Origin of the sequence: Lactobacillus sp. ESL0259 (genome assembly GCF_003693045.1) — a bacterium.
Taxonomy (GTDB): Bacteria; Bacillota; Bacilli; order Lactobacillales; family Lactobacillaceae; genus Lactobacillus; species Lactobacillus melliventris.
The window spans coordinates 1-26,068 of record NZ_REHP01000009.1 but is presented as its reverse complement, the minus strand read 5'-3'; the positions used below and the strand labels follow the sequence as shown (position 1 = coordinate 26,068).

Annotated in this window: 21 protein-coding genes; 20 read left to right on the top strand and 1 reads right to left on the bottom strand. The window is 36.8% G+C overall.

From position 1 onward, the window contains the following. Positions 1 to 5 precede the first annotated feature (5 nt). The 4 genes from tsaD (at position 6) to F5ESL0259_RS05985 (ending at position 4,616) form a co-directional block, all read left to right on the top strand. Positions 6 to 1,055, top strand: a complete 1,050-nt coding sequence (gene tsaD, locus F5ESL0259_RS06000; protein WP_122037829.1) for a tRNA (adenosine(37)-N6)-threonylcarbamoyltransferase complex transferase subunit TsaD — start codon at positions 6 to 8, stop codon at positions 1,053 to 1,055. 602 nt (positions 1,056 to 1,657) lie between these two features. Continuing rightward, the gene (locus tag F5ESL0259_RS05995; RefSeq protein ID WP_233558045.1) at positions 1,658 to 2,281 is read left to right on the top strand and encodes an ABC transporter ATP-binding protein; all 624 of its coding nucleotides are present in this window, start codon (positions 1,658 to 1,660) and stop codon (positions 2,279 to 2,281) included. Beyond that, positions 2,278 to 3,447 carry a hypothetical protein gene (locus F5ESL0259_RS05990; RefSeq protein ID WP_122037827.1) on the top strand — a complete coding sequence of 390 codons (1,170 nt, stop codon included), beginning with the start codon at positions 2,278 to 2,280 and terminating at the stop codon, positions 3,445 to 3,447. The genes F5ESL0259_RS05995 and F5ESL0259_RS05990 overlap by 4 nt, the downstream gene beginning before the upstream one ends. After that, positions 3,447 to 4,616, top strand: coding sequence for a hypothetical protein (locus F5ESL0259_RS05985; protein WP_122037826.1), 1,170 nt, complete (start codon positions 3,447 to 3,449; stop codon positions 4,614 to 4,616). Before F5ESL0259_RS05990 ends, F5ESL0259_RS05985 begins: the two co-directional genes overlap by 1 nt. A 1,084-nt stretch (positions 4,617 to 5,700) precedes the next feature. Here the strand turns inward: F5ESL0259_RS05985 and F5ESL0259_RS05975 are convergent. Then, a complete protein-coding gene (locus F5ESL0259_RS05975) occupies positions 5,701 to 7,626 on the bottom strand; it encodes an ABC-F family ATP-binding cassette domain-containing protein (protein WP_122037825.1) in 1,926 nt (641 codons plus the stop codon). 279 nt (positions 7,627 to 7,905) lie between these two features. Here F5ESL0259_RS05975 and F5ESL0259_RS05970 point away from each other — a divergent pair, with 279 nt between their 5' ends. The 16 genes from F5ESL0259_RS05970 to F5ESL0259_RS05895 all read left to right on the top strand — a co-directional run bounded on the left by F5ESL0259_RS05970 (position 7,906) and on the right by F5ESL0259_RS05895 (position 25,668). Continuing rightward, positions 7,906 to 8,541, top strand: coding sequence for a redox-sensing transcriptional repressor Rex (locus F5ESL0259_RS05970; RefSeq protein ID WP_046325257.1), 636 nt, complete (start codon positions 7,906 to 7,908; stop codon positions 8,539 to 8,541). 160 nt (positions 8,542 to 8,701) lie between these two features. Next, positions 8,702 to 8,986, top strand: coding sequence for a co-chaperone GroES (gene groES, locus F5ESL0259_RS05965; RefSeq protein ID WP_122026291.1), 285 nt, complete (start codon positions 8,702 to 8,704; stop codon positions 8,984 to 8,986). A gap of 19 nt (positions 8,987 to 9,005) precedes the next feature. Beyond that, positions 9,006 to 10,631 carry a chaperonin GroEL gene (gene groL / locus F5ESL0259_RS05960; RefSeq protein ID WP_122037824.1) on the top strand — a complete coding sequence of 542 codons (1,626 nt, stop codon included), beginning with the start codon at positions 9,006 to 9,008 and terminating at the stop codon, positions 10,629 to 10,631. Positions 10,632 to 10,763: 132 nt separating this feature from the next. Further along, positions 10,764 to 11,432: a DUF969 domain-containing protein gene (locus F5ESL0259_RS05955; protein ID WP_122037823.1), complete on the top strand. Its 669-nt coding sequence runs from the start codon at positions 10,764 to 10,766 to the stop codon at positions 11,430 to 11,432. Positions 11,433 to 11,440: 8 nt separating this feature from the next. Then, positions 11,441 to 12,364 carry a DUF979 domain-containing protein gene (locus F5ESL0259_RS05950; protein ID WP_122037822.1) on the top strand — a complete coding sequence of 308 codons (924 nt, stop codon included), beginning with the start codon at positions 11,441 to 11,443 and terminating at the stop codon, positions 12,362 to 12,364. Positions 12,365 to 12,383: 19 nt separating this feature from the next. Then, entirely contained in the window at positions 12,384 to 13,031 is a 648-nt protein-coding gene (pcp, locus tag F5ESL0259_RS05945) for a pyroglutamyl-peptidase I (RefSeq protein WP_122037821.1), read from the top strand. 140 nt (positions 13,032 to 13,171) lie between these two features. Continuing rightward, a complete protein-coding gene (gene mutS / locus F5ESL0259_RS05940) occupies positions 13,172 to 15,754 on the top strand; it encodes a DNA mismatch repair protein MutS (protein WP_122038057.1) in 2,583 nt (860 codons plus the stop codon). A gap of 2 nt (positions 15,755 to 15,756) precedes the next feature. Then, on the top strand, positions 15,757 to 17,640 hold the full coding sequence (mutL, locus tag F5ESL0259_RS05935) for a DNA mismatch repair endonuclease MutL (RefSeq protein ID WP_122037820.1): 1,884 nt from the start codon (positions 15,757 to 15,759) through the stop codon (positions 17,638 to 17,640). 3 nt (positions 17,641 to 17,643) lie between these two features. Then, positions 17,644 to 18,228 carry a Holliday junction branch migration protein RuvA gene (gene ruvA, locus F5ESL0259_RS05930; protein WP_122037819.1) on the top strand — a complete coding sequence of 195 codons (585 nt, stop codon included), beginning with the start codon at positions 17,644 to 17,646 and terminating at the stop codon, positions 18,226 to 18,228. A gap of 17 nt (positions 18,229 to 18,245) precedes the next feature. Continuing rightward, positions 18,246 to 19,286, top strand: a complete 1,041-nt coding sequence (gene ruvB, locus F5ESL0259_RS05925; protein WP_370448806.1) for a Holliday junction branch migration DNA helicase RuvB — start codon at positions 18,246 to 18,248, stop codon at positions 19,284 to 19,286. 71 nt (positions 19,287 to 19,357) lie between these two features. Beyond that, positions 19,358 to 19,843, top strand: a complete 486-nt coding sequence (gene yajC / locus F5ESL0259_RS05920) for a preprotein translocase subunit YajC (RefSeq protein WP_122037817.1) — start codon at positions 19,358 to 19,360, stop codon at positions 19,841 to 19,843. A 142-nt stretch (positions 19,844 to 19,985) separates the two neighbouring features. Beyond that, positions 19,986 to 21,434 (top strand): glucose-6-phosphate dehydrogenase, encoded by a 1,449-nt coding sequence (gene zwf, locus F5ESL0259_RS05915; RefSeq protein ID WP_122037816.1) that lies wholly within the window; start codon positions 19,986 to 19,988, stop codon positions 21,432 to 21,434. Beyond that, a complete protein-coding gene (dinB, locus tag F5ESL0259_RS05910; RefSeq protein WP_233558044.1) occupies positions 21,427 to 22,563 on the top strand; it encodes a DNA polymerase IV in 1,137 nt (378 codons plus the stop codon). The genes zwf and dinB overlap by 8 nt, the downstream gene beginning before the upstream one ends. A 46-nt stretch (positions 22,564 to 22,609) precedes the next feature. Further along, positions 22,610 to 23,566: a bifunctional oligoribonuclease/PAP phosphatase NrnA gene (locus F5ESL0259_RS05905; protein ID WP_122037814.1), complete on the top strand. Its 957-nt coding sequence runs from the start codon at positions 22,610 to 22,612 to the stop codon at positions 23,564 to 23,566. Next, the gene (locus tag F5ESL0259_RS05900) at positions 23,559 to 24,920 is read left to right on the top strand and encodes a DEAD/DEAH box helicase (protein ID WP_122037813.1); all 1,362 of its coding nucleotides are present in this window, start codon (positions 23,559 to 23,561) and stop codon (positions 24,918 to 24,920) included. The genes F5ESL0259_RS05905 and F5ESL0259_RS05900 overlap by 8 nt, the downstream gene beginning before the upstream one ends. Positions 24,921 to 25,149: 229 nt before the next feature. Then, positions 25,150 to 25,668: a TetR/AcrR family transcriptional regulator gene (locus F5ESL0259_RS05895; protein WP_046325242.1), complete on the top strand. Its 519-nt coding sequence runs from the start codon at positions 25,150 to 25,152 to the stop codon at positions 25,666 to 25,668. Positions 25,669 to 26,068 lie beyond the last annotated feature (400 nt).

The following is a 26,068-nucleotide window of genomic DNA, read 5'->3' as shown; positions in this document are numbered from 1 at the left end:
TAGAAGTGGTACATAAAAAAGACATCCGGATTTTAGCTTTTGAAAGTTCTTGTGATGAGACTTCGGCTTCTGTTGTTAAAAATGGCAGAGAAGTTGAAAGCTTGATAGTGGCAACTCAAATTAAAAGTCATCAGCGTTTTGGAGGGGTCGTTCCCGAAGTAGCCAGTCGCCATCACATTGAAGTGATAACGCAAATTACCAGGGAAGCGTTAAGTGAAGCAAAAGTAACCTGGAATGATATCGATGCTATTGCCGTAACTTATGGACCTGGATTAGTCGGAGCCCTGTTAATTGGTGTCAGTGCGGCTAAAGCAGCTTCCATGGCTACAGGCATCCCCCTAATTGGTGTTGATCATATTATGGGCCACATTATGGCAGCACAATTAAAAGAAGAGATTACTTATCCGGCTCTTGCACTGCAAGTTTCTGGTGGACATACTGAAATTGTTTTACTAAAAGACCCGACCCATTTTGAAATAGTTGGTGATACTAGAGATGACGCGGTAGGAGAGGCTTATGATAAAATCGGCCGAGTTTTAGGAGTTAATTATCCAGCTGGTAAAACAATAGATGAATGGGCTCACCAGGGGCAGGATACCTTTAATTTTCCCCGGGCAATGATTAAAGAAGATGATTACGACTTTTCTTTTTCAGGGCTAAAAAGTGCATTCATTAATACTTGTCATCACGCTGAACAAATTAACCAAGAACTAAATAAATATGACTTAGCGGCCAGTTTTCAAGCCGCAGTAATTGATGTTTTAGCAACTAAAACAATTAGGGCAATTAAGCAGTATCAGCCGCAGACTTTCATCATGGGGGGTGGTGTAGCCGCTAACCATGGTTTACGGGACAGAATGAATAGTGAAATAGCAAGTTTACCGCAAAATATTCAGCCCAAAGTCATTTTGCCTGATTTAAAGCTTTGCGGTGACAATGCTGCGATGATTGGTGCAGCGGCATACAATTTATATCAAGAAGGAAAATTTGCTGATCTAACTTTAGATGCTGATGCATCATTAGAACTACCTTACGCATCAGAAATGCTGCAATAAAATAAATAATATCAGGATCAAGACAAAATCCCTACGAAAAAAGGCGTTGAGTTCAACGCCTTTTTGTTGTTCTGGAAATAGTTTTTTCCCAGACCCTTTTTTATCATTATGTGTTTTGAGCCCAAGTATTTTAAACATTAAATTTATGTATCAATTACTAAATGATCGTAGTATACAAAATGACAGCTGGTGAATAGCTACAGTATCGGATTGCAAGAACTTTTAGACAGTAGTATTAAGAAATAAAAAATGTCACATATGTTTTTAAAAAGTCATATGTGACATTTTTTAATTTAGTTTTCCTACCTGAATATAATAAAGTCAAACAGGTAAGGGAGAAAATCAAATGGTTAGTTTATTTCATTCATTGATGATCCTAGCTGTTAGCATATTTTAAAGAGTTCAAAATACAAAATTTGATAATCACTTTGATTATGAATTTTAGACGGATAGACTATTAATAAAACTCAAATACAAACAAGTTTCTATCAATAAATAGGGATACGTTTAAATTTCTAATCAAAAAACAATAAAATTATGGTAGGCTAAATTATAGTAACACTATCATTTTTAAATTAATTCACCACTCAAAAAAGGAGACAATGATGTTAACAGTCCAAAACCTATCGCTCAAAACCAGGCAGCCGATCCTGCACGATTTTTCTTATCAATTTGCACCTGGTCAATTTTATCAAATTGCTGCAGAAAACGGTTCTGGTAAAACAAGTTTCTTGCGTGCTGTTACGGATCTAATTCCAGCTTCTTCTGGTAAAGTCTTATTAGACGGAAAACCATATGCCAAAAATAAGCGTAAGCTTTTGTTCTTTGAAAGCAATGAATGGTTGAATGTCAATTTAACCAGCCTTGATTACTTAAAATTTGTGAAAAGACAATGGCATTCTAATGTCGACCTTGATCAAGAACTTGATTTCTTGGGTGTACGTAAGTATGTCAAAGTCCCGATTAAAAAGTGTTCGCTTGGAATGAAACAAAAATTGATTGTAGCCATGTACCTAGTTAGTGGCGCCGAATATTACTTGATGGACGAGATCACTAACGGTCTTGATGAAGAAAGTCGCGCAATTCTTTATAAGAGACTAAATGATGAGGTAGTTCAGCATAATAAATGTATTATTCTAACCTCCCACTATAGCAGTGAGATTAAAGTGAATAACTTACACCGGCTCGTTTTACAAAAACAAATGATGCACGAGGTAGAACAATGAGCTCATATTTTTCATTGCAACTTAAAAAAGTTACTAAACACAATCTATCAATTATTTCACTGGTTATTTTATTATTAATTTCTTTTGGCTTACTATACATGAAGTCTACGCAGCTCATGGGTACAGGTTCTTTAAAAGGAGATGCTCAGGGGCAGATTGCCATGAAAAAGCAAGCTTTACAAGCCGATCGTCAAGCACTCAAACGATATTCACCGCAAGGAAAATCATATAAGGCCATTGAAAAAGATATCAAACAAACTGAAATAGGATTAAGAAAAGATCAAGCCTTTGTTGATAATATTAATCATAATCACTGGAAGCGAGTTTATGAGACCAAATTAAAAAGGGAACAAAAAGGCAAATTGACTGATCTAAGCTCGGATGAAAAAGATGGATATAAAAGTGTAATACTGCGTTTAAAGTATCTCATAGCTCACCCTATGCCTTATGAAAGCGATAACGCAGTTACCGGAATACAATTTTTGTTAGATTTGAATGCAAACTATTGGCCCGTCTTATTTAGTTTGGTAATGATTTTTATTTTGACTTATTTATTTACTGGTTCTTATAAAACTGGTCTTGACATTTCGACTGTCTTGCCAATTAATCGCTTACAAAGTACCTTGACTAATAATATTGCTGGGTTAGTGGTCGTCAGCTTTATTTTTCTTTTACTAAACTTATTAGTTTTCGGGGGAGCAGCGAGCATTTTTGGTACTGGTCGCAGTGACTATCCTTACATCATTCACCATCTGGTTAGCGACCACTTGGTGCCGGGAATTGTTCCGACTGCCAAATTGTTGCCCCAAGCAGTTATGCTGCAGCTCTTAAATTTCATATTTATGGTTTTGCTTGTACAGCTAATTGCTAAAATTTTTCATAACCAGTTACCGACTCTGTTAGTTTCGCTATTGCTTTTATTAGGCGGTCATTTTGTTACAGTTTTTATTATTCCGCTGGAGAAGATTGCGCAGTGGCTTCCTGATACTTATTTAGCAGTTTTAAACATTGTATCAAACCAAACAGCCTACACAATGAACAATTCCGCGATTAACTTTTCAAATGGTGTGTATACCTTAATACTGAGTTCTATATTATTATTGTTATTGGTATTTTTAATTGATCGCTTTACAACTGTTGCTCATAGAAATGGGAGGATGGCATAATGTCCTACTTGGCTTTTCAACTTAAAAAAGTATTTAAGAATAAGCTAACTCCAGTTTGCATAGCGATTTTAGTCTTATTAATGGGTATTGTCTTATTCATGAATATTCGCACTAATCCCCAATTTTCCTTACAGGCGGAGGCTAAATCGGAGATTGCTTACTTTCAAAAAGAAATTAATCGGCAGCAAAGATTACTTAAACAAGAAAAACAAAAAGCGGAAACTGAGATTTACAATGATACTAAAGCTGCCATTAGGCAAAACCAAGAAGTAGTTAAGCAAGATAAACAAGTTCTAAATGCGGCAAATAAAGGTAACTGGCGCAAAGCCTACATGATTATGTGGCAACAAAAAAAGCAAGAACAAACTATTTCATCAAATGGCCAAGATTTAGCAGGCCTAAATTCAAGAATAAATGTAGAGAAAAAACTGCAATTCTTTAACTATTTACGTCATGAGCCTTTGCCTTATGAAAGTCAGGATATGCCAGTAACAGGCTGGCAGTTCTTACTGCAATTAAATCAGCAATATTTGCCTTACGTATTTACTCTTGTTGCTCTGTTTTTATTAACTTTGCTTTTAACTGATTCTTATCATCAAAAGTTAGATACGGCGCAGTTATTACCGCTTGAAAAAAATAATTTAATGATTTCGAATACCATAGCAGGAATAGTCCTGACTCTTGGTAGTTTTTTAGCGATTAATTTAGTATTATTTATTGTAGCTTCCCTTATTTCTGGTACAGGTAGTTTGTCCTTTCCTTATATCGTTGGTCAATATACTGGTAGTAGGCCTCTTATTGAATCTGTATCTACTGGTAGTTTTATTATTAAAGTAATTGTATTGCAGGCACTTACCTTGATCTTCGAGGTTGTCTTAGTTCAGTTCCTTGCCCGAATTTTTCGTGATAAATTACCAGCATTACTTATCGCTATTTTACTTGTCCCAGGGCTCAACATTGCAACTATGATCGTTGAGCCGCTGCGTAAGATTTGCGCCTGGTTGCCAATGACTTACCTGAACGCAGTTGACATAGTATCTGGCAATTTAGGAATGAATTATCAAAATGTGCAGTTGAACTATACGACAGGGCTGTTAACACTGTGCTGCTCAATTTTAATAATTACTATTATGATTTCACTATCCAGTCATATAAAATACAAAGAATAAAATTTTATATTTTGTAAATCAACGTTTTTACTTCTAATTTAGTGTTATCATGACTTTAAAGGATTCATTTGTTTTATTTAAATTATACTTACCTAATAAGTCTTTTAAAACTAAGTATAAAAATATATAACAAGTAATAACATACTTACCATTACAAAATGGGAGACTCATTTCAAAAAAGTCTCCCATTTTGATTAAACAAGTATTTACAGATTTAATATTCAATAATATCTTGCCTTGCTGTGTAAATTTTAGTGCTATAGTATCATCTATTCTAACTAGGTAATAAGGTACGTACCATGATAAAGTTAATTAGATTGTTGTAAGCTCTTCTTAATATTAAAAGATAAAATATTGAGCAAAGGAGTCTGGGAAAAGATAGTTTTTTCCCAGACTCTTTATTATCTCTTAAAAATCTTTGTAAAAAGCAATCAAATCGTATTTATCACACGGATTAAAATTACAACTCTTATAAGACATGTGCGTTTTAAGGGAATTTTCGGTCAACAAAACTTTCTGTCTGACAGAATTATATTTCTGTAATACGCTATTCATTAATTTCGTACCAATTTCCCGACTTTGATAAGCAGATTAACCATTAACTCTTGGATATAAATGAAGGTTAGACCATTACCAACTACTCAGATTAATCCAACTAATTGGTTATGATTATAAGCACTAATAGCAAAAAGCGAATTTGCCACTGCCTTTTGCAGTTGCTAGGGATTTTGTGTATAAGAACTCCAACCGACGCTGGTGTATAAATTGATGAGTTGGTCTAAAGTAATATTTTGGTCAACTATATATTTCATTTTTATTCCTCCTTTATTAATTAATAATTGAAGAGCAATAAGTAATTTTCCCGTGCGTATCTCCCAATTCATTTCTTATAAAGCCAGCAAAATTATCTCTTTTAGTTTAAACAACTACAATTTTAAAAGCAGCACTAAATTCATCAAGTTTTGCAAACAAAAAATAAATTAATAGTTAACAAGGTAATTTACTGTAAGTTGAAATATAGAAATAGTAAACAAGAAGGCAGATTTATTCCTATTTTTGTTGCGTTTCCAAAATATAGATTATTTTAGTCAAAGCTATCCAGTTCAGTCAGTGCTTTTTCCCAAGCATCATTTGCCTCAGCAAGTTGTTTTTGCACTTCAGTGAGCTGTTCTTGCAAGGGACCTAATTTGTCAAAATTAGTGGCAATTTCAGGATCAGCCATTTGATTTTGAATATCTTTTTGCTCTTTTTCTAATTCATCAATCTTATTTTCGGAATGCTCAACCGCTCTTTGTAATTTTCGTTTTTGTGAATCACGGAGCTTTTGTTCTTGATAGGACAACTTGTTTTTATTTTTTTCGGGTTCAATGACAGTTGTGTCTTCATTAGCAGATGTACTGGCGGAAACGGCATTTTGCTTAGTTTTCTCGTTTAAATAATAATTATAATCACCCTCATAAACTTGGGCAGTACCATCTTTGATCTCTACAATTTTATTAGCTAATTGATTGATGAAATAGCGGTCGTGAGAAACAAACAATAAAGTACCGTCAAAATCCTGCAAAGCTTTTTCTAATACTTCTTTGGCCTCAAGATCCAAATGGTTAGTAGGTTCATCCATCAGCAGAAAGTTGTTATGTTCAAGTGACAAAACCGTTAATGTTAATCTGGCCTTTTGACCACCAGATAATTGTCCGACAGTTTTATCAATATCTTTTGCCGTAAACAAGAAACTGGCTAAAATAGAACGAACATCTTTTTCAGGCATTGTTTTATGACGGTCCCAAACGGTGTCAATCACCGTTTTAGTGGGATCAAGTCCTTGTAGTTCCTGATCATAGTAGCCGATATCAAGGGATGCACCGTACTTAATTGAACCTTTTTTTGGCTTTAACTCCTTCATCACGGTTTTTAGTAAAGTTGACTTACCAATACCATTTTGACCAATTACGGCTACGCGGTCACCTTTATTTATTTGCAGAAAAATATCGTGCACCATTGTTTTTGTCGGATAGCCAATTGTTAAATCACGTAAAATTAGTACTTCTTTACCAGATGGCCGCTCGCTTTGAAAATTAATGCGTACTTTGCTTTTGTGTTTTGGCGGAGTAATTCTTTCCATTTTCTCCAATTGCTTGCGGCGACTTTGAGCTCGTTTAGTAGTTTTGGCTCTGACAATATTTTTTTGAATAAATTCTTCGTCTTTTTTGATTTGCTCTTGCTGCTTTTCATACGCTTCTTCTTGCTGTCGATCACGCAGCTGCCGTTCAGCAACATAAGCGGAATAATTACCCTTAAAAACGGTTAATTTGCCAAATTGCAATTCAAAAATCTGTGTGGCTAAATTATCTAAGAAATACTGGTCATGGGAAACAACTAAAATAGCACCAGAATAGTTTTTAAGATAACTTTCCAGCCAGTCCAGAGTGTCTAAATCAAGGTAGTTGGTAGGCTCATCAAGTAATAGCAGAGCAGGTTTGCGCAGTAGCAATTTAACAAATGAAAGTCTGGTCTTTTCTCCTCCAGAAAGACTTGCGATTTTTTTGGACCAAGTTTCTTCGGGAAAGTTAAAGCCATTCAAAATACTTTTGATATCAGCCTGGTAGGTGTACCCTCCTTGCTGCTCAAAGTTGAATTGCAGCTGGTCATACTGTTTTAACAAATCACTTTTTTTAGGGTTAGCAGCGATGTCTTGCTGTAAACTTGTGATTTTTTTGCTCATATTAATTAATGAAGTAAAAACAGACAACATTTCTTCCCAAATTGTTTTACTTTCATTTAAGCCATTTTCTTGGGCAATGTAGCCGACATCTATGTTTTTATTGATGGTGAAGTCACCATGTGTGGCTTCTTCCTCGCCAGTCATAATCTTAAGCAGGGTTGTTTTACCAACCCCGTTAGGTCCAATCAGACCTATTCTGGCATTTGCGTCAATTGAAAAATTGACATTTTTAAATAATGTGTTGGCACCAAATTGTTTTTCTAAATCGTGTCCTTGTGCAATTATCATAATTTTTCACCTAAAAACCATTTTAGCATACGTAGTGAAATTCTTGTGTGAGAGTTTGATGGATATATGAAAGAAAAAGAGCAAAAATACAGCTTTTTAAGCGTGAATGAATAAAAATACCAGTTTCTATTATCAAGCCTGTTACCATTATGCTAAAATTTAAAAGATTGTGAAAAAAATGTTTGCAAATGACGTAAATTTATAGGTAAAATAGAATTGATTGCTGAGAAATTCACAAGAACGAATTATGGTTACTTAATTAAGTTGGAGGCTTCTTAAATGGAAAAAATCAAAATACCAACGGCAACGGCTAAAAGGTTGCCGTTATATTACCGTTATCTTATTATCTTAAATGAGGCTGGCAAAGAAAAAGTTTCTTCGACTGAATTGTCTGAAGCTGTCCAGGTAGACAGTGCTTCAATCAGACGTGATTTTTCTTATTTCGGCGCTTTGGGCAAAAGGGGTTATGGCTACGATGTAAAAAGTTTACTTTCTTTTTTTAAAAAGATTTTAAACCAAGACACTTTAACAAATGTTGCTTTGGTTGGCGTAGGTAACTTGGGTCATGCTTTATTAAATTACAATTTTAAACGCTCAAATAATATTCGCATTTCTTGTGCTTTTGATATTGATGAGAAAATTACCGGCAGAATTCTAAGCGGTGTGCCTGTCTATGATATGAGTGAACTTAAAAAGCAGCTTAGTGACCAACAAATTTCTATTGCGATTTTAACGGTGCCATCTGCGGCTGCTCAGAAAACTGCTGATGATATGGTAGAAGCTGGAATTAAGGGAATCATGAATTTCACCCCAATTCGTTTATCTGCACCAAGTGGCATTAGAATTCAAAACGTTGATTTGGCTACTGAGTTGCAGACACTTATTTACTTTCTTGATTCGGATAAGAAAAAATAGTTTTAAAAAGCAAATTAGCACTTTTTTACTCAAAGTGCTAATTTTTTCTTGCATTTTTTCATAAAAGGGGTTATTATCATAAATGTAAGTTAGCACTTGACAAATAGGAGTGCTAATGGCACATAAAAGAGATTAAAATTTAATTTTAGGAGGGACAAACGTGTTACAACCAATTGGTGATCGCGTGATCGTAAAAGTTAAAGAAGAAGAAGAAAAGACTGTAGGCGGAATCGTCCTGGCTTCTAATGCTAAACAAAAGCCGACAGAAGGTGAAGTAGTTGCTGTTGGTGAAGGTAACTTTGCTGAAAATGGCAACAAAATACCTATGACTGTTAAGGAAGGCGACGTTGTTTTATACGACAAGTATTCTGGTACAGATGTTAAATACGATGGTCAAAAATATTTAGTCCTTCACGAAAAAGATATTTTAGCAATTGTTAAGTAATTAAGGAGCGTATAAAAATATGGCAAAAGAAATTAAATTTTCAGAAAAAGCAAGACGTTCCCTGTTAAAGGGCGTTGACAAATTAGCTGATACTGTTAAGGCTACTATTGGTCCTAAGGGTAGAAACGTTGTCTTGGAGCAATCTTACGGCAACCCAGACATTACTAACGATGGTGTGACAATTGCCAAGGCAATTGAATTAAAAGACCACTATGAGAATATGGGTGCTAAGTTAGTTGCAGAAGCAGCACAAAAGACCAATGATATTGCCGGTGATGGTACTACTACTGCGGTTGTTTTAACCCAAGCAATTATTCGTGAAGGTATGAAGAATGTTACTGCTGGTGCTAACCCTGTTGGTGTTCGTCGCGGTATTGAAAAAGCCACAAAAGCTGTAGTAAATGAATTACACAAGATTAGTCACACTGTTTCTTCAAAAGACCAAATTGCTCAAGTTGCTTCAGTTTCTTCAGCTTCAAAAGAAGTTGGTGATTTAATCGCTGACGCAATGGAAAAAGTTGGTAATGATGGTGTTATCACTATTGAAGACTCACGTGGTATTGAAACTGAATTATCAGTAGTTGAAGGTATGCAATTTGACCGTGGTTACCTGTCACAATACATGGTAACTGATAATGACAAGATGGAAGCTGATCTTGACAATCCATATATTTTAATTACTGATAAGAAGATTTCTAACATTCAAGACATCTTGCCATTGTTACAAGAAATTGTGCAACAAGGCAAATCACTTTTAATCATTGCCGATGATGTTTCTGGTGAAGCTTTGCCAACATTAGTTTTGAACAAGATTCGTGGTACATTCAATGTTGTTGCTGTTAAGGCTCCTGGCTTTGGCGACCGTCGTAAAGAACAACTGCAAGATATTGCCGCTTTAACTGGTGGTACAGTAATTACTGAGGACTTAGGGCTCGAATTAAAGGACACTAAGCTTGACCAACTAGGTCAAGCTCGCCGGATTACTGTAACTAAGGACTCAACTACTATTGTTGATGGTTCAGGTTCAGATGAAGCAATTAAAGACCGTGAGGACTCAATTAGAAAGCAAATTGCAGAAACTACTTCTGACTTTGACAAGAAGAAATTACAAGAGCGTCTGGCTAAATTAACTGGTGGCGTTGCTGTTATTCATGTTGGTGCTGCTACGGAAACTGAATTAAAAGAGCGCAGATACCGCATTGAAGATGCTTTGAACTCCACTCGTGCAGCCGTTGATGAAGGCTATGTTGCTGGTGGTGGTACTGCTTTAGTAGATGTTAAGGACGCTGTTAAGGACCTTAAAGGTGACAATGCTGATGAACAAACAGGTATTAACATTGTCTTAGAAGCTTTGACTGCTCCAGTTCGTCAAATTGCTGAAAATGCTGGTGAAGATGGTTCAGTTATCTTGAATAAGCTTGAAGGTCAAGAAAATGAAGTTGGGTACAATGCAGCCAACGGTAAATGGGAAAACATGGTTGAAGCCGGAATTATCGACCCAACTAAGGTAACCCGTACTGCTTTACAAAATGCTGCGTCTATTGCTGCCTTGTTATTGACTACTGAAGCCGTTGTTGCCGAAATACCAGAAGATAAACCTGCCGCTGATCCAAATGCAGGTGCTGGCAATCCAGGTGTGATGTAATTTAGTTTTTATTAGTTAATTAATAAATCCTACTAGCAATCCTGTGGGGCTTGCTGGTAGGATTTTTTGCTTTGAAATTTTGCTTACAGAATTTGATAAGTAATTGCTGCCATTACATAGGAAGGAATATTAGTGGAATATTTAAGTTTACTAGGTATTGTAGTTATAGTGATTGGCTTTACACTGGGACTTGATACCATAGCCGTTGTTATTATCGCTGCTTTAATTACAGCCTTAGTTTCAGGAATTGATTTTGTCTCGTTTTTGGCAATTTTGGGTAAAGGATTTATGGATAACCGCATGGTTTCCCTGTTTTTCCTGACTTTACCAACAATTGGCATTTTGGAAAGACATGGTTTAAAGCAGGCCGCTGTTAATTTGATTAAAAAAATGAAAAAATTGACGCCAGGTCGTATTTTCGATATTTACCAAGCCATTCGTGAAATTGCTGGTGCTTTCGGCATTTCATTACAAGGACACGTCCAGTTTATTGCTCCTTTGATTAATCCAATGGCACAAGCGGCCGGTAAGGTTAATAGCGAATTGACGCCTCTTGAAGTAGACCAAATCAAAGGTAGGGCGGCTGCAACAGAAAATTTTGGTAATTTCTTTGCCCAAAATTTATTCGTAGCTTCTTCAAGCGTTCTACTTATTGCAAGTACTATGAAATCGCTGGGTCACCCAGTTGATCCTAGTGGCATAGTTTTATATACTTTTCCAGTTGCAATCATCAGTTATATTTTATGTGTGGGTTACAATCATGTGTTTGACCAAAAATTACTCAAACAGCAAGAGAAGTAGGAGAAATAATGGATACTTTAATCAATAATATTTTATTAGCGTTCTATATCTTAATCGGGCTGTTTTTCTTGGCTGCAGCAATTGAGTCTTGGCGTGATCAATCAAATCCTGTGCGTTGGGGTACCGGGCTTTTCTGGTTTTTGTTTGCAATACTATTCTGTTGTGGGCAATGGCTTTCGAATGCAATTAACGGTGCAATTATAATAAATATTGCTTTATTATCTCTGTTTAAACAGGTTCGCGTAGGTCACATAAAAGATTTGGATGAAAAAGTTGCTCAACAAACGGTTAAACGTATTGGCAACTGGATTTTCTTACCAAGTATCTTGCTGGCAGTTTTAGCTTTACTAATAGCCCAATTTACTAATCTAGGTGGCCAAGTAGGTATAGGTGTGGCAGCAATTGTTTCACTTATTTGCGCACAAATTTTGACAAAAGCAAATGTGAAAGTTGTGTATGAGGATACTCAGAGAATGGTGCGTTCGGTAGGGTCAGCGGGAATCTTACCACAGCTGCTTGCTACTCTGGGTGTAGTGTTTACAGCTTCAGGTGTGGGACAAGTTACTGCTAAAGCTATTTCTGGACTTTTTCCTATTGGAAACCATTTATTGGGAGTTACACTCTATTGTGTTGCCATGGCTTTGTTTACAGCCATCATGGGTAATGCGTTTGCGGCCTTTGCAGTTATTACTGCTGGGATTGGCATCCCTTTTGTTGTGGCACAAGGAGGTTCACCGGTTGTAGTTGCAGCTTTAGGGATGACTTCGGGTTATTGCGGTACACTGTTAACACCAATGGCAGCAAACTTTAATACTTTGCCCGTTGCTCTTATGGAAATGAAAGATCAACTAGGCGTAATTAAACAACAATTTCCGATCGCAATCAGCATGTTGCTTATTCAAATTATGCTAATGTATTTTTTGGCATTTTAAGATAGTAAGGAGAAATATAATGAAAATTCTTGTAACAGGTTTTGATCCATTTGGTGAAGATAAAATTAATCCTGCGATCGAAGCAGTTAAACGGCTGGATGATGAAATCGCCGGAGCACAAATCGTAAAGCTTGAAATACCAACAGTTTTCGGTGATTGTGCTGATGTGGTTCATGAAGCTATTCTGAAGGAAAAACCTGATTATGTTTTAAATGTTGGACAAGCTGGTGGTCGCTATGGTCTAACTCCCGAACGAGTGGCAATTAATTTTGATGATGGTCGCATTGCCGATAATAAAGGATACCAACCACTTGCTACACCTATTCAGGCAGACGGTCAAAATGCATATTTCACGCAACTGCCTGTTAAGGCAATGGCACGGGCAATTAGGGAAGCTGGACTTCCAAGTTCAGTTTCTACGACGGCAGGTACATTTGTCTGCAACCACATTATGTATCAAGTGCAGTATATGATTGATAAAGAATTTCATGACTTAAAAGCTGGCTTTATGCACATTCCGTATTTACCAGAACAAGTTGTTGCTAAACCAGAAACTCCTTGTCTGAGCTTAGCAGATGATGTAAAAGGTATTACGGCTGCCATTAGTGCAATTGTGAAGATGGATGGCAAGAAAGATTTGGCAAGTATTGAAGGACATATTGCTTAATTTTTTGAATTATTTATATGTGTTGTGTGAAGAGATCGTTTTACTTGCGGTCTTTTTTCTTTTAATGAATAGTTTAGCGTATAATAATAACAGTAATGCAGAAAAGAAGGAGAATAATGGCGCAAACAAACCTGACTCCGATGATGGAGCAATATCACCAAATTAAAAAGCAATATCCCGATGCTTTTCTTTTTTATCGGGTGGGGGATTTTTACGAATTATTTGAAGACGATGCAATCAAGGGTGCCCAAATTTTGGAATTAACCTTGACTCACAGGTCCAACAAAGCCGAAAACCCTGTTCCTATGGCAGGAGTACCTCACGTGGCAGTGCAATCTTATGTAGATACACTGGTTGAAAAGGGTTATAAAGTAGCTTTATGCGAACAACTTGAAGATCCGAAAAAGGCCAAAGGAATGGTTAAACGTGGTATTATCCAACTTGTGACTCCCGGAACCTTGATGAATGACAAACCCAGTGAAGCCAAGGAATCGAATTATCTTACCTCTGTTGTAACTACCAAAAGTTGTTTTGGACTGGCATACAGCGATTTATCGACTGGTGAAATTTATGCCACTCATTTGAAGAGCTTTGCAGCTGTTTCAAATGAATTATTATCATTACGCACACGGGAAGTTGTTTTCAATGGTCATTTAAATGATCAGGATAATGACTTTTTTCATAAAGCAAATATTACTGTATCAGAGACGGTAGAGTTAACTGGCAAACATGCGGAGATTTCCTTTGCTGAACAGGATCTGACAAACTCTGCTGAAAAAGCTGCTGTAAAACAGCTGGTAGGATATTTATTACAAACTCAGCGTCGTAGTTTAGCGCATTTACAAGTCGCTAAAAGCTATGAAGTCAATCAATATTTACAAATGTCGCATACTGTGCGGGATAATTTAGAATTGATCGCATCTGCAAAAACAGGTAAGAAGATGGGTTCACTTTTTTGGGTGCTTGATAAAACACATACCGCAATGGGTGGCCGCTTGTTAAAACAATGGCTTGCTCGGCCATTATTATCCGTTGAACAGTTAAACAGGCGCCAAGAGATGGTACAGGCGTTAATTGATGAGTACTTTACGCGGGAAAATATTAATGATGCTCTCAAGGGAGTTTATGACCTAGAACGCTTAACGGGGCGAATTGCTTTTGGTAATGTCAATGCAAGAGAGTTATTACAGTTGGCTCATTCTCTTAATGCCGTACCAACAATTTTGACAGCAATGCAAAAGGCTGAAAATAAAAATTTGCAAAATTTTGCCAGTCAAATTGATCCTTTAAAAGGAATTGCTAAATTGATTACGGATACTATTGTTGATCAGCCTCCAGTTCTGACTACCGAAGGAGGATTAATCAAGGATGATGTTGATAGTCAATTAGATCGTTATCGGGATGCCATGAATAATGGTAAAAAGTGGCTGACTGAAATGGAGCAGAATGAACGAGCTCAAACGGGTATTGATAATTTAAAAGTTGGCTATAACAAGGTCTTTGGCTACTATATTCAAGTTACAAATTCAAATAAGAGTAAGGTTCCGCTTGACCGGTATACGCGTAAGCAAACTTTGACCAATGCAGAGCGTTATATTACCCCAGAACTTAAAGAACATGAAAATCTTATTTTAGAAGCACAAACCAAATCAACAGATTTAGAATACGATTTGTTTGTTAAATTAAGAGAAGAAGTCAAAAAATATATTCCAGCATTACAAAAGTTGGCTGGACAAGTAGCTCAACTTGATGTCTTTTGCTCTTTTGCTCAGGTGGCTGAAGACAATAATTATTGCAGACCTCATTTTCATACCGATAATCAAGATGTCAAGGTAGTATTAGGACGTCACCCAGTAGTTGAACAAGTGATGAAAGCTGGTTCCTTTATTCCAAACGATGTTAAGTTAACAGAAGATACTGATATTTTTCTGATAACAGGTCCTAATATGTCAGGTAAAAGTACATACATGAGGCAGCTGGCTCTTATTGCGGTAATGGCTCAAATAGGATCATTTGTACCAGCCGATAGTGCTGACTTGCCGATTTTTGATCAAATTTTTACTCGTATTGGAGCAGCTGATGATTTGATTTCTGGTCAAAGTACCTTTATGGTTGAAATGACTGAAGCAAATGATGCTTTACAACATGCCACTAAACGGAGCTTAGTTTTATTTGATGAAATCGGTCGGGGAACAGCCACTTACGATGGTATGGCACTGGCTGGTGCTATTGTGCAGTATTTACATGATGAAGTTGGAGCCAAAGTTTTATTTGCTACACACTTTCACGAGTTAACAGCCTTGGAACAGACCTTACCTCATTTGAAAAATATTCATGTAGGAGCAACTGAAGAAAACGGCAAGCTGATTTTTCTCCATAAAATTTTACCAGGACCTGCAGATCAAAGTTATGGCATCCATGTTGCGCAACTTGCTGGTTTACCGAGAAAGGTTTTACGCCAAGCTACTAAGCTGCTTAAAAGACTTGAAGCTCAAGGTAGTAATTTGGGACCGGCTTCAACACAACTTGATTTATTTAGCTCAAGTAATGAGCCGGCCGAGGAACTACCAGTTGGTGCAGAGTCAGATTCTGCCAGTGAATTGACTGACAAAGAAAAAGATATCCTAGATGAAATTTCTAACCTTTATTTGGCAGATCAAACACCGTTGCAAGTGATGCAACTGGTGGAAAATTGGCAAGAAGATTTAAAGGATGAAAACTAATCATGGCACAAATACATGAGCTTTCAGTTAATCTGTCTAATCAGATTGCAGCTGGGGAGGTAATTGAAAGACCGGCAAGTGTGGTCAAAGAGTTGGTCGAGAATGCGATTGATGCTGGCAGTAGCAGAATTAGAATAGATTTTATTGATGCTGGTTTAAAACAGATTGTAGTTCAAGATAACGGCTCGGGGATCCCTAGTAATCAAATTGATCTTGCTTTTACTAGACATGCTACCAGCAAAATAAAAAGTGAACATGATTTGTTTAATGTCAGTACTTTAGGCTTTAGAGGAGAAGCTTTAGCTTCGATTGCTGCAGTTAGTCATGTTGAAATTTTAACTAATTCTTCTGGAGCAATTGGAACGCGTGCTGAATTTTCTGCTGGTGTTAAAAAAATGCAGGAAGATGCTGCAGCAAGACAAGGTACTCAGATAACGGTCAAAGATTTATTCTATAATACTCCGGCACGATTAAAATATTTGCGCAGTCCCAGGACTGAGATTATGAAAACAGTAGATATTGTTAATCGTCTTGCATTAGGATACCCAGAAATTGCCTTCACTCTAATGAACGAAGGAAGGATTCTGCTTAGAACTGCTGGTAATAACAATTTACGCCAAACAGTATCAAGTGTTTATGGCCGCAATATTGCTGAACGAATGTTGCCTTTTAAAGGTAGTGATAATGATTTTGAAGTGAGTGGTTTAATATCCAAGCCGGAACTCACGCGGTCTACTCGTAATTTTATTTCTATTTTGCTTAATGGCCGTTACATTAGAAATTTTAAGTTGGCAAGTGCAGTGATGGCTGGTTATGGTAATAATCTCACTGACAAACATTACCCTATTGCAGTTATTAAAATCAAGACGGACCCCTTATTGGTTGATGTCAACGTTCACCCCACAAAGCGGGAGGTTCGCTTATCTAAAGAAACAGAATTGAGTCGCTTGCTTACCAGTGCTATTAGCAGCGTTCTTCTGAAAAATGACGTGAAATCTGATGCATTGAGTAATTTACATTCAAGTAAAGAAGATACACTGGTTGATCAACTTAAGTTTAATTTAAATAAAAATGTGGTACAAACGAAAAGGCCAAATGCAGGAATTGCGGAAATTAATGAACAGCCTCCAGCAGAAATCAAACACATTCAGCATTCACAGTATGTGAATTTGGATATTCCGAGAGACGATGAACATTATCTCATAACTGCGACATGGGATGATAATGTTGTCAAGCAGTGCAGTTTAACACCCTTTACTAGTAAAAATACTAATAATGAGATTATTTCAAGCGGTGATGAAGTGTTAGCTGCAAGCCTACCCGAGTTAAGTTTTGTTGGCCAAACCCCAATGTTTATTATTGCTGCAAATAATGATGATTTATACTTAATCGATCAGGTTGCAGCCAGAAGACTGCTTTCTTTTCAAAAAATCATGCGTGAACTTTCAAGCTCTAAAATCAACCAGCAGGGATTGCTGAGTCCTTTAATTTTAGAATTTGGCAACCTGGATTTTTTGCAAATAAAAGAAAAGATAGCGGACATCAAAAAAATTGGGATTTTTTTAGAAGATTTTGGTCAAGATACCTTTATTTTAAGATCATATCCCACCTGGTTGAAACAAAATATTGAGCATTCTATTCGCAAGATTTTAGACTTGTTTTTAAATGTTGATCAAAGTAATTCTCAAAATTTAATTAAAAGAATAGCGACCGATCAAGCTCAACGAGAAGTTTCGGGACGTAAAAAATTGACGGCTGCTGATTGTGGTGCAATTTTGACCAATCTGAGACAAATTGCTGATCCTTATCATGACGCTAAGGGCAATTTGGTGATTGTGCGCATCAGACAAAGTGATTTACGCAAAATGTTTAAGAGGAATAAATAAGATATGTATGAATATTTTCAGGGTGTTATTGTCACAATCAAACCTGATTTTGTAGTAGTTGATGTAAATGGAATTGGTTATAAAGTTTTTAGTCCCACACCTTATGCTTATCAAGAAGGACAAAAGGCGCGCGTTTTTATTGAACAAATTGTGCGGGATACCGGTATCACTTTATATGGCTTTCAGACTGAGGATGATAAGGGACTGTTTTTAAAGCTCCTAAGTGTAAGCGGTATTGGCCCTAAGTCTGCTTTGGCAATCATGGCGGCTGAAAATAGTGATTCGTTAGCAGAGGCCATTGAAGAGGGTGAAGTAAAATATTTAACCCGCTTTCCAGGCGTTGGTAAAAAGACTGCTTCACAAATTGTGTTGGATTTAAAAGGTAAATTGGGAAGCTTTGTTAAGAACGCAAATAAGGCGGCTTCGGCAGAAGTATCTCCCGAATTAAATGACGCATTATTAGCATTATTAGCGTTAGGATATACCAAAAAAGAAGTAGATAGAATTACACCAGCTTTAATTGCAGAGGAAAAAACAACTGCGGATCAATACATTAAAAAGGGATTGGCACTTCTCTTAAAGAAGTAAATCTTGTTATAATGAAAATGACATTTAAAAGGGAAGTGAAACAGGTGACAGAAGATAAAAATAATATTGTTTCTGGAGAGGTTCAAGGCCAAGAAGAAGAACAAGCTGAGTTTTCTTTGCGCCCCCAGACTTTAAATGAGTACTTGGGTCAAAAACGCGTTAAAAAAGAAATGGCAGTTTATATTAAAGCTGCCCAAAAAAGGGATGAGGCTCTAGACCATGTGTTATTGTATGGCCCTCCTGGACTGGGTAAAACGACATTAGCTTTTGTGATAGCTAACGAACTTGGTGTGCATTTAAAAAGTACAAGTGGCCCAGCGATAGAAAAAGCGGGCGATTTGGTTGCCCTTTTAACTGATCTCGATCCTGGAGATATTTTATTTATAGATGAAATTCATCGTCTTGCCAAGCCTATTGAAGAAGTCCTGTATTCAGCGATGGAAGATTATTATGTTGATATTGTAATTGGAGAAGGACAAACTACTCACGCCGTTCATGTTCCCTTGCCCCCATTCACGCTTGTTGGTGCTACTACTTTGGCTGGCCAGCTGTCAGCTCCTTTACGTGACCGCTTTGGTATAGTTGAGCATTTGCAATATTATACGGTTGAAGAACTTGAAAAAATCATTTCTCGTTCCAGCAAAGTTTTCAATATTGAAATTGAACCCCAGGCAGCACACGAATTAGCTCGCAGATCACGGGGAACTCCCAGAGTAGCTAATCGGCTATTAAGACGAGTAAGGGATTTTGCCCAGGTGAAAGGAGAAAAAGTAATTTCTTTTGCGACCACAGCAAGTTCTCTTCAACAATTGCAGGTTGATGAAGAAGGACTAAATCAAACAGATCGCAAAATTTTACGGGTAATTATTGAAAATTATCATGGTGGACCAGTAGGTATTAGAACTTTAGCTGCTAATACTGGCGAAGACGTGGAGACAATTGAATCCCTTTATGAACCATATTTAATGCAAAACGGATTTTTATTAATGACACCCAGAGGCAGAATGGTGACAGAGAAGGCTTATGTTCATTTAGGCCTGCCGCTGCCAAACAAGTAATGCAATTGTTCGTTATTTTCTGTATAATAAATATTTAGACAATAATTAATTTTAATTTGAGGAGTGTAAAAGTGAATAATTTATTTTTAGCACAAGCAAATGGTGCAGGTAGTAGTATGTGGACAATCATCGTTTTTGTAGTTTTGATTGCTTTTATGTACTTTATCATGATTAAGCCACAAAAAAAGCAACAACAAAAGAAAATGGAAATGATGAACCAATTGAAAAAAGGTGACAATGTCATTATGATTGACGGTCTTCACGGCAAAATCGATTCAGTAAATACTAAGGATAAAACGGTTGTGCTGGATGCTGATGGCATTTACTTAACATTTAGTCGAATGGCTGTACAACAAATTTTACCAGCTAATACGGCAAGTGCTGAGCCTGCACCAACACCATCAACTTCTGATGACGCTGAAAAGCCAGCAGAGAGTGAACCTGCTCAAGCTTCAAAAGAAGAGCAAAAACCTGCTGCTCCTGCAGAAAAGCCAGCTGCAACCAAACCAGCTGATGCAGCTGATGAAACTCCAGCTGATGGATCAAAAGAAAATTAACCAATCTTAAGTGCCTTAGGGGCACTTTTTTGTTAGTAAAATTTATTTAGCTTAAAAAGTAAATATTGCTCAAGGCGCGAGTTTAACGGCAAAATAGTATAAAATGATGTTAGTGTAAAAAGGTATGAGAAAGGATTTTTTCATGAATAACATTCCAGTAATTATGATTATCTTTGGTGGTAGTGGTGATTTAGCGCATAGAAAGCTGTATCCTGCACTTTTTAATTTATATGAACAGGGCCTAATTCACGATAATTTTGCCGTAATTGCAACGGCTCGGCGACCATGGTCACATGATTTTTTACGTCAGCAAATATGCGATGCTGTGCACGAAACGCATGTTGAAGTAAACGAAAATGATTTAGTTGCTTTTGCTAGTCATTTTTATTATCAGTCACACGATGTAACCAACATTGAACACTATGAAACTCTGAAGAATTTGGCACAAGAATTAGATGATCGTTATAGTGCGCAGGGAAATCGTATCTTTTATATGGCAATGGCTCCCAAGTTCTTTGGCACAATCGCTGAACATATTAAAGATCAACATTTGACCAGTACCGGCTTTAAACGTATTGTTGTTGAAAAACCCTTTGGAAGAGATCTGGCAAGTGCAGAAGAATTAAACCAGCAGATTACTGCTTCCTTTGCTGAAGATGATATTTTTAGGATTGATCATTATTTAGGTAAAGAAATGATTCAAAACATTCTGCCTATGAGGTTAACTAATCCTCTAATAAAAAATATATGGAATAATCAGAATATCAAAAATGTTCAGGTCACTTTAGCAGAACAGCTGGGAGTCGAGGCTCGTGGCGGCTATTATGAAACTTCAGGCGCTTTACGTGATATGGTGCAAAATCATATTTTTCAGATTATTACCCTTCTAGCAATGCCGGAGCCAAAGGATTTGACCTCGCAAAGTATTCACGAGGCTAAGCAAAAACTTTTAGACAGTATGGTAATCCCGACAGAAGACGAGATTGCGCGTCATTTTGTGCGGGGGCAATATTTGGGTAGTGATGTTACCTTTGGGTATCGGCAAGAACCAAACGTTGCTGCCGATTCAAATACAGAAACTTTCGTTGCTGGAGAGGTTAAATTTAAAAAGGGTCCTCTTGCTGATTTGCCAATTTATTTTAGAACCGGCAAAGAAATGCGGGAAAAGAAAAACAGGATTGATATTGTTTTAAAACACATGTCTAATCAATACGGTAAAGCTCATTCAAACAACATATCAATTATAATAGATCCACAGATGCAAATTTTTATTACTATTAATGGTAAAAAAATTAATGAACCCGGAATTCGCAGGGAAAATCTAAGCTACGGCTTTACAAGTGAAGACCAAAAACAGGTACCAGATGGCTATGAGCGTTTACTACATGATGTTTTTGTTAATGATTCAACCAACTTTACTCATTGGAGTGAATTAAAGAATTATTGGAAATTTATTGATCATGTAGAAGAAACATGGCAAAAAGAAAATGAAAATGGTCAAGAGCCAGAACAATACTTGCCTTATAGAATGGGTCCAAAATCAGCAAATAAAATTTTCGAATCAGCTACCGAGCGCTGGATTTATGAGTAACTTTGATGACGGCCTTTTACCACAAAATGACACTCACAGAAAGATTATTCACCTTGATATGGATGCTTTCTATGCTGCAGTTGAAACACGTGATCATCCTGAACTAAAAGATAAGGCGCTGGTAATTGGTCAAGATCCCAGAAATTATCATGGCCACGGTGTTGTTGCTACGGCAAATTATATTGCTCGCCAGTATGGCGTCCATTCAGCTATGCCATCAATTAAGGCTTTAAAGCTCATACCGCCGGATAAACTGGTATTTAAGAGCCCTGATTTTAAAAAGTATCATAGTGTTTCTGCTGAAATTCATCAGTTGATGCATGAAATTACAGACAATGTTCAGTCTATTGCACTGGATGAAGCATATTTAGATGTTACTGAAAATAAGCTGGGATTAACTTCTGCTTTGCAAATCGCGATTGATCTGCAGGTAAAAATAAAAAAAGAAATAGGTTTAAATTGTTCTTTCGGCGTGACCTATAATAAATTTTTAGCAAAAATGGGTTCCGAATATTCGAAGCCTTTTGGTCGAACTATTATTTTGCCCCAAGAAGCTAAAGAATTTTTAGCCGTACAAAAAATTGCTCAGTTTCATGGTATTGGGCCTAAGACGCAAGCTAAGTTAGCTGAAATGGGTGTCTACACGGGACGTGGGTTGCAAAAAATGCACGTTCGTGATTTAATAAAACATTTCAACCGCATGGGTTATTTAATGGCGGAACATGCAAATGGCATTGATTTGTCGCGGGTAATTCCTGATGATGAGCGTAATCGCAAGTCTATTGGGATTGAACGCTCGTATGAACCCAGTGTATACAATGAACAGACCGCTCTTACCAATTTGCGCAACTATGTTAATGATTTAGCTGACAAGTTAATTGAACGCAATTTTTATGCCAATACGGTTGTCTTAAAAATTCGCAATAGTAATTTTAAGACTGTTACGAAAAGGCGCAAGCTTGAACATGCTACTAATAATCCATTAGAATTATATGACGCAGCTAAAGATCTTTTTGAGCCCATTTCCAGCTCGTTTTTAAATGATGGTATCAGGCTCTTGGGGGTAACAGCTACAGATTTTACAGAGGCTGATTATGAAAATATGGATCTAGAATTATTTTCACAATAAAAAATTTGTTAAAGTAAAACCGCTAAAATTAAGAAGGAGAATAGATATGAGTACTTTTACCGAAATATACCAAAAAATTACGCAATATGACACGATTATATTGCATCGTCATACCAGTCCTGACCCTGATGCTCTAGGCTCTCAGGCTGGACTTGCACGTTCTTTAAAACTGCAGTTTCCAAGTAAGAAAATTTTGTGTGCTGGAGAAAATGATGAGGGTGATCTCGCTTGGATCAATCGTATGGATCAGGTGACTGAAAAGGATTATCAAGGAGCCTTGGTAATTACCACTGATACAGGAAATACTGCCCGCATTTCTAACAAATTATATAATAAGGGTGATTTTCTGATTAAAATTGACCATCATCCGGATGTTGAACCATATGCAGATATGAGTTATGTTGATGATCATGCACCTGCTGCGTCACAAATTATTGCTGATTTCATTATTACTGAAAAAATGCCACTGACTGCGGAAGTGGCTTATCCGCTTTATGCTGGTATAGTTGGTGATACAGGCAGATTTATGTATCCTGAAACAACTGACCATACTTTTAAAATAGTTGCTAAATTAGCAGCAACTGGAATTAATATTAATGAAATTGCTCGCAACATTAGTGACGTTACCTTTGAACAAGCAAAGTTACAGGCCGTCGTTTTGGAATATATGAAAGTTGACCCGAGTGGTGCAGCCTATGCGATTTTAGCCCAAGATACTCTGCATAAATTAGGTGTAAATTCGGAACAAGCTTCATGCACGGTTTCTACTCCTGGAAGAATTAAGGATATCATTGCCTGGAATGTTTTTGTGGAAAAGCCTGACGGCACTTATAGGGTTCATTATCGTTCAAAGGGCCCAGTAATCAATGAACTGGCAGCCAAACATGATGGTGGTGGCCACGCATTGGCAAGTGGGGCTAATGCTAAAGATATAGCTGAAGTGAAGCAAATATTTGCGGAATTAGTTCAAGTAACCAAGGAATATCAAGAGGAACATGAATAACATTTTTGAAAATGAGAAATTAAGTCCAGCACTAAGACAAGGTCTGAAAAAAATAAACTTTGTTAAACCGACTGAGGTGCAGGAAAAAGTAATACCTGTTTTACTGGCACACAAAAATGCTGTAGTACAGGCAGTTACGGGATCGGGTAAAACTCATGCTTTCTTAATCCCTGTAATGAATGAAATCAATGAAAAACTGCCGTATCCACAAGCAATTTTGACTACTCCTAGCAGAGAACTTGCTCAGCAATTATATCAAGTGACTCGTCAATTAAGGGATGCTGCCGGATTAAATATTTCGGTTGCCCAATTGGCAGGAGGCACTGATCGGGAACGCCAACTTGAAAAAATAGGTAGGCACAAACCACAAATTATCATAGCTACTCCTGGTAGGCTTCATGATTTTGTTGCCAAAAAGATTTTACCATTAGACTATGTCACAAATTTTGTCATTGATGAAGCTGACATGACTTTAGATATGGGTTTCTTGGGTGAAATTGACTTTATTGCGCAGAGATTGCCTCAAAATTGTGTTTTAACAGCTTTTTCTGCCACCATTCCTGTTAAATTAGCTAACTTTTTACGCAAGTATATGGCTAAACCAGAAACCATTATTGTAGATAATCCTACAGTTATTTCGCCAACAGTAAAAAATGATTTACTTGATGTCGGATCTAAAAATCGCAAGAAAATACTATATCAGTTACTAACAATTGGTCAGCCTTATTTAGCACTTATTTTTGCTAATACCAAGCAAACGGTAGATGAATTAACTGAGTTTCTTATTAAACAAGGGTTAAGAGTTGCTAAAATTCATGGCGGTATTACTGAACGTGAACGAAAAAGAACCATGAGAGAAGTAGAAGCTGGACAATTTCAATATGTCGTAGCCACTGACTTGGCCGCGCGGGGGATTGATATTGCAGGTGTTAGTCTAGTCATTAACTATGAAATTCCGCGTGAATTAGAATTCGTAATTCATCGTATTGGCCGAACCGGTCGCAACGGTATGAGTGGTCATGCTATTACTCTAATTCGTGAAGAAGAAATGGATCAGATTTTTAAATTAGAAAATATGGGAGTCCATTTCGATTTTGTGGAATTAAAAAATGGGGCTCTAGTAGCACGTAAACATTATCATAGCCGTAAAACAAGGCAGTCATCTTCTCAAAGTCTTGATAATAAGATGCGTGGCTTGGTGAAGAAAGCCCAAAAGAAACGTAAGCCTGGCTATAAGAAAAAGATTAAGCGTGCTATCCAACTAGATAAAGCGCAAAAGAATAAAATTGAGCAACGTAGTAAAATTCGTAAGGCAAAGCGCCAAAGAAAAATGAAGCGTAACAATCAATCTTAATTCTAAAAATAAACTACATTTAGTTTGATTCAAATGATTGATGCAAACGACTAATTTCTGGTTTTAATCCAAATTAGTCGTTTTATTTTGCTTTGCAAAATACAAAGAATGGATTTTGTTTTAATAATACTGTTAGTCTTTAAAAATATCGCCATTATTTTCAAAGAAAGTATTGCTTGTCATAACCATTATTGATATACTTATGGCACCATAAGTAGGAGCGATGAAAATGAAATTGACAAAAACTGAGGAAGTTCTTGTTTTTGAGCTATCAAGATACAGCGTGGAAAAGTATACTGTTACTAAATTTTGTCAGAAATTAGACATTAATCGTGGCGCTTTTTATAGAAGATACAGTAATATTTGTGATTTATTTACTTCAGTCTTAACTTTGCAAACCAGACGAGCCTTACGCAGTGTGGGCAATGAATCAATGGATCGAATGTTTTATCGCATGTTGAAAAAAATTAAAGAAAATAAGACTTTTTATGGCAATTTGCATAGAATTGCCAAGGATCCGCCATTATTTTATCGCGTGTTAAGAAAAGAATATGCTTTAGCCATAGAGAATTATATGCGACCTAGAGGACCGTTTTCGGTGCGTAAAGTTGAACTGGTAGCAAACGGAATATACGCTATTATATTCAATTGGGTTGTTGACGAATGCAGGCATGATATCAGGGATGTTTATCAAAGTATTCATTTGTTACTAACACATATAGAGCAAACAATAAGACGGACTGAATAAGCCCCTTTTGCTAGTGTTTTACTGGTAATAATAATTTTTTGCAAAAAAGACTTGCAAAAAAGAAAAATACTTGCTAGTATTAATAACTGTCGTCGGGCAATGAGCCGCAAGGCAAGAGCACAAAGACAGCGTTAAAAAAATCAAGCAAAAGCAGTTGACAAAAGACAATTGTTTTAGTAAGATAATAAACGCTGTCCGGTAAGACGGCAAAATAAGTCAGAAAAAAGTGCTTGACAAAAGTAACTGGATCTGGCAAAATAAAAAAGCTGCTTTAGCAGCAGGTAGTACCTTGAAAACTGAACAATGTTTTCGCAAAAATGTGCGGGTTTAAAGAACCCAAAACAAAAGAGCGAAGTCAATTTCGCAAGCAAATAAATCCGAGATGCGAATCTTGGAACGA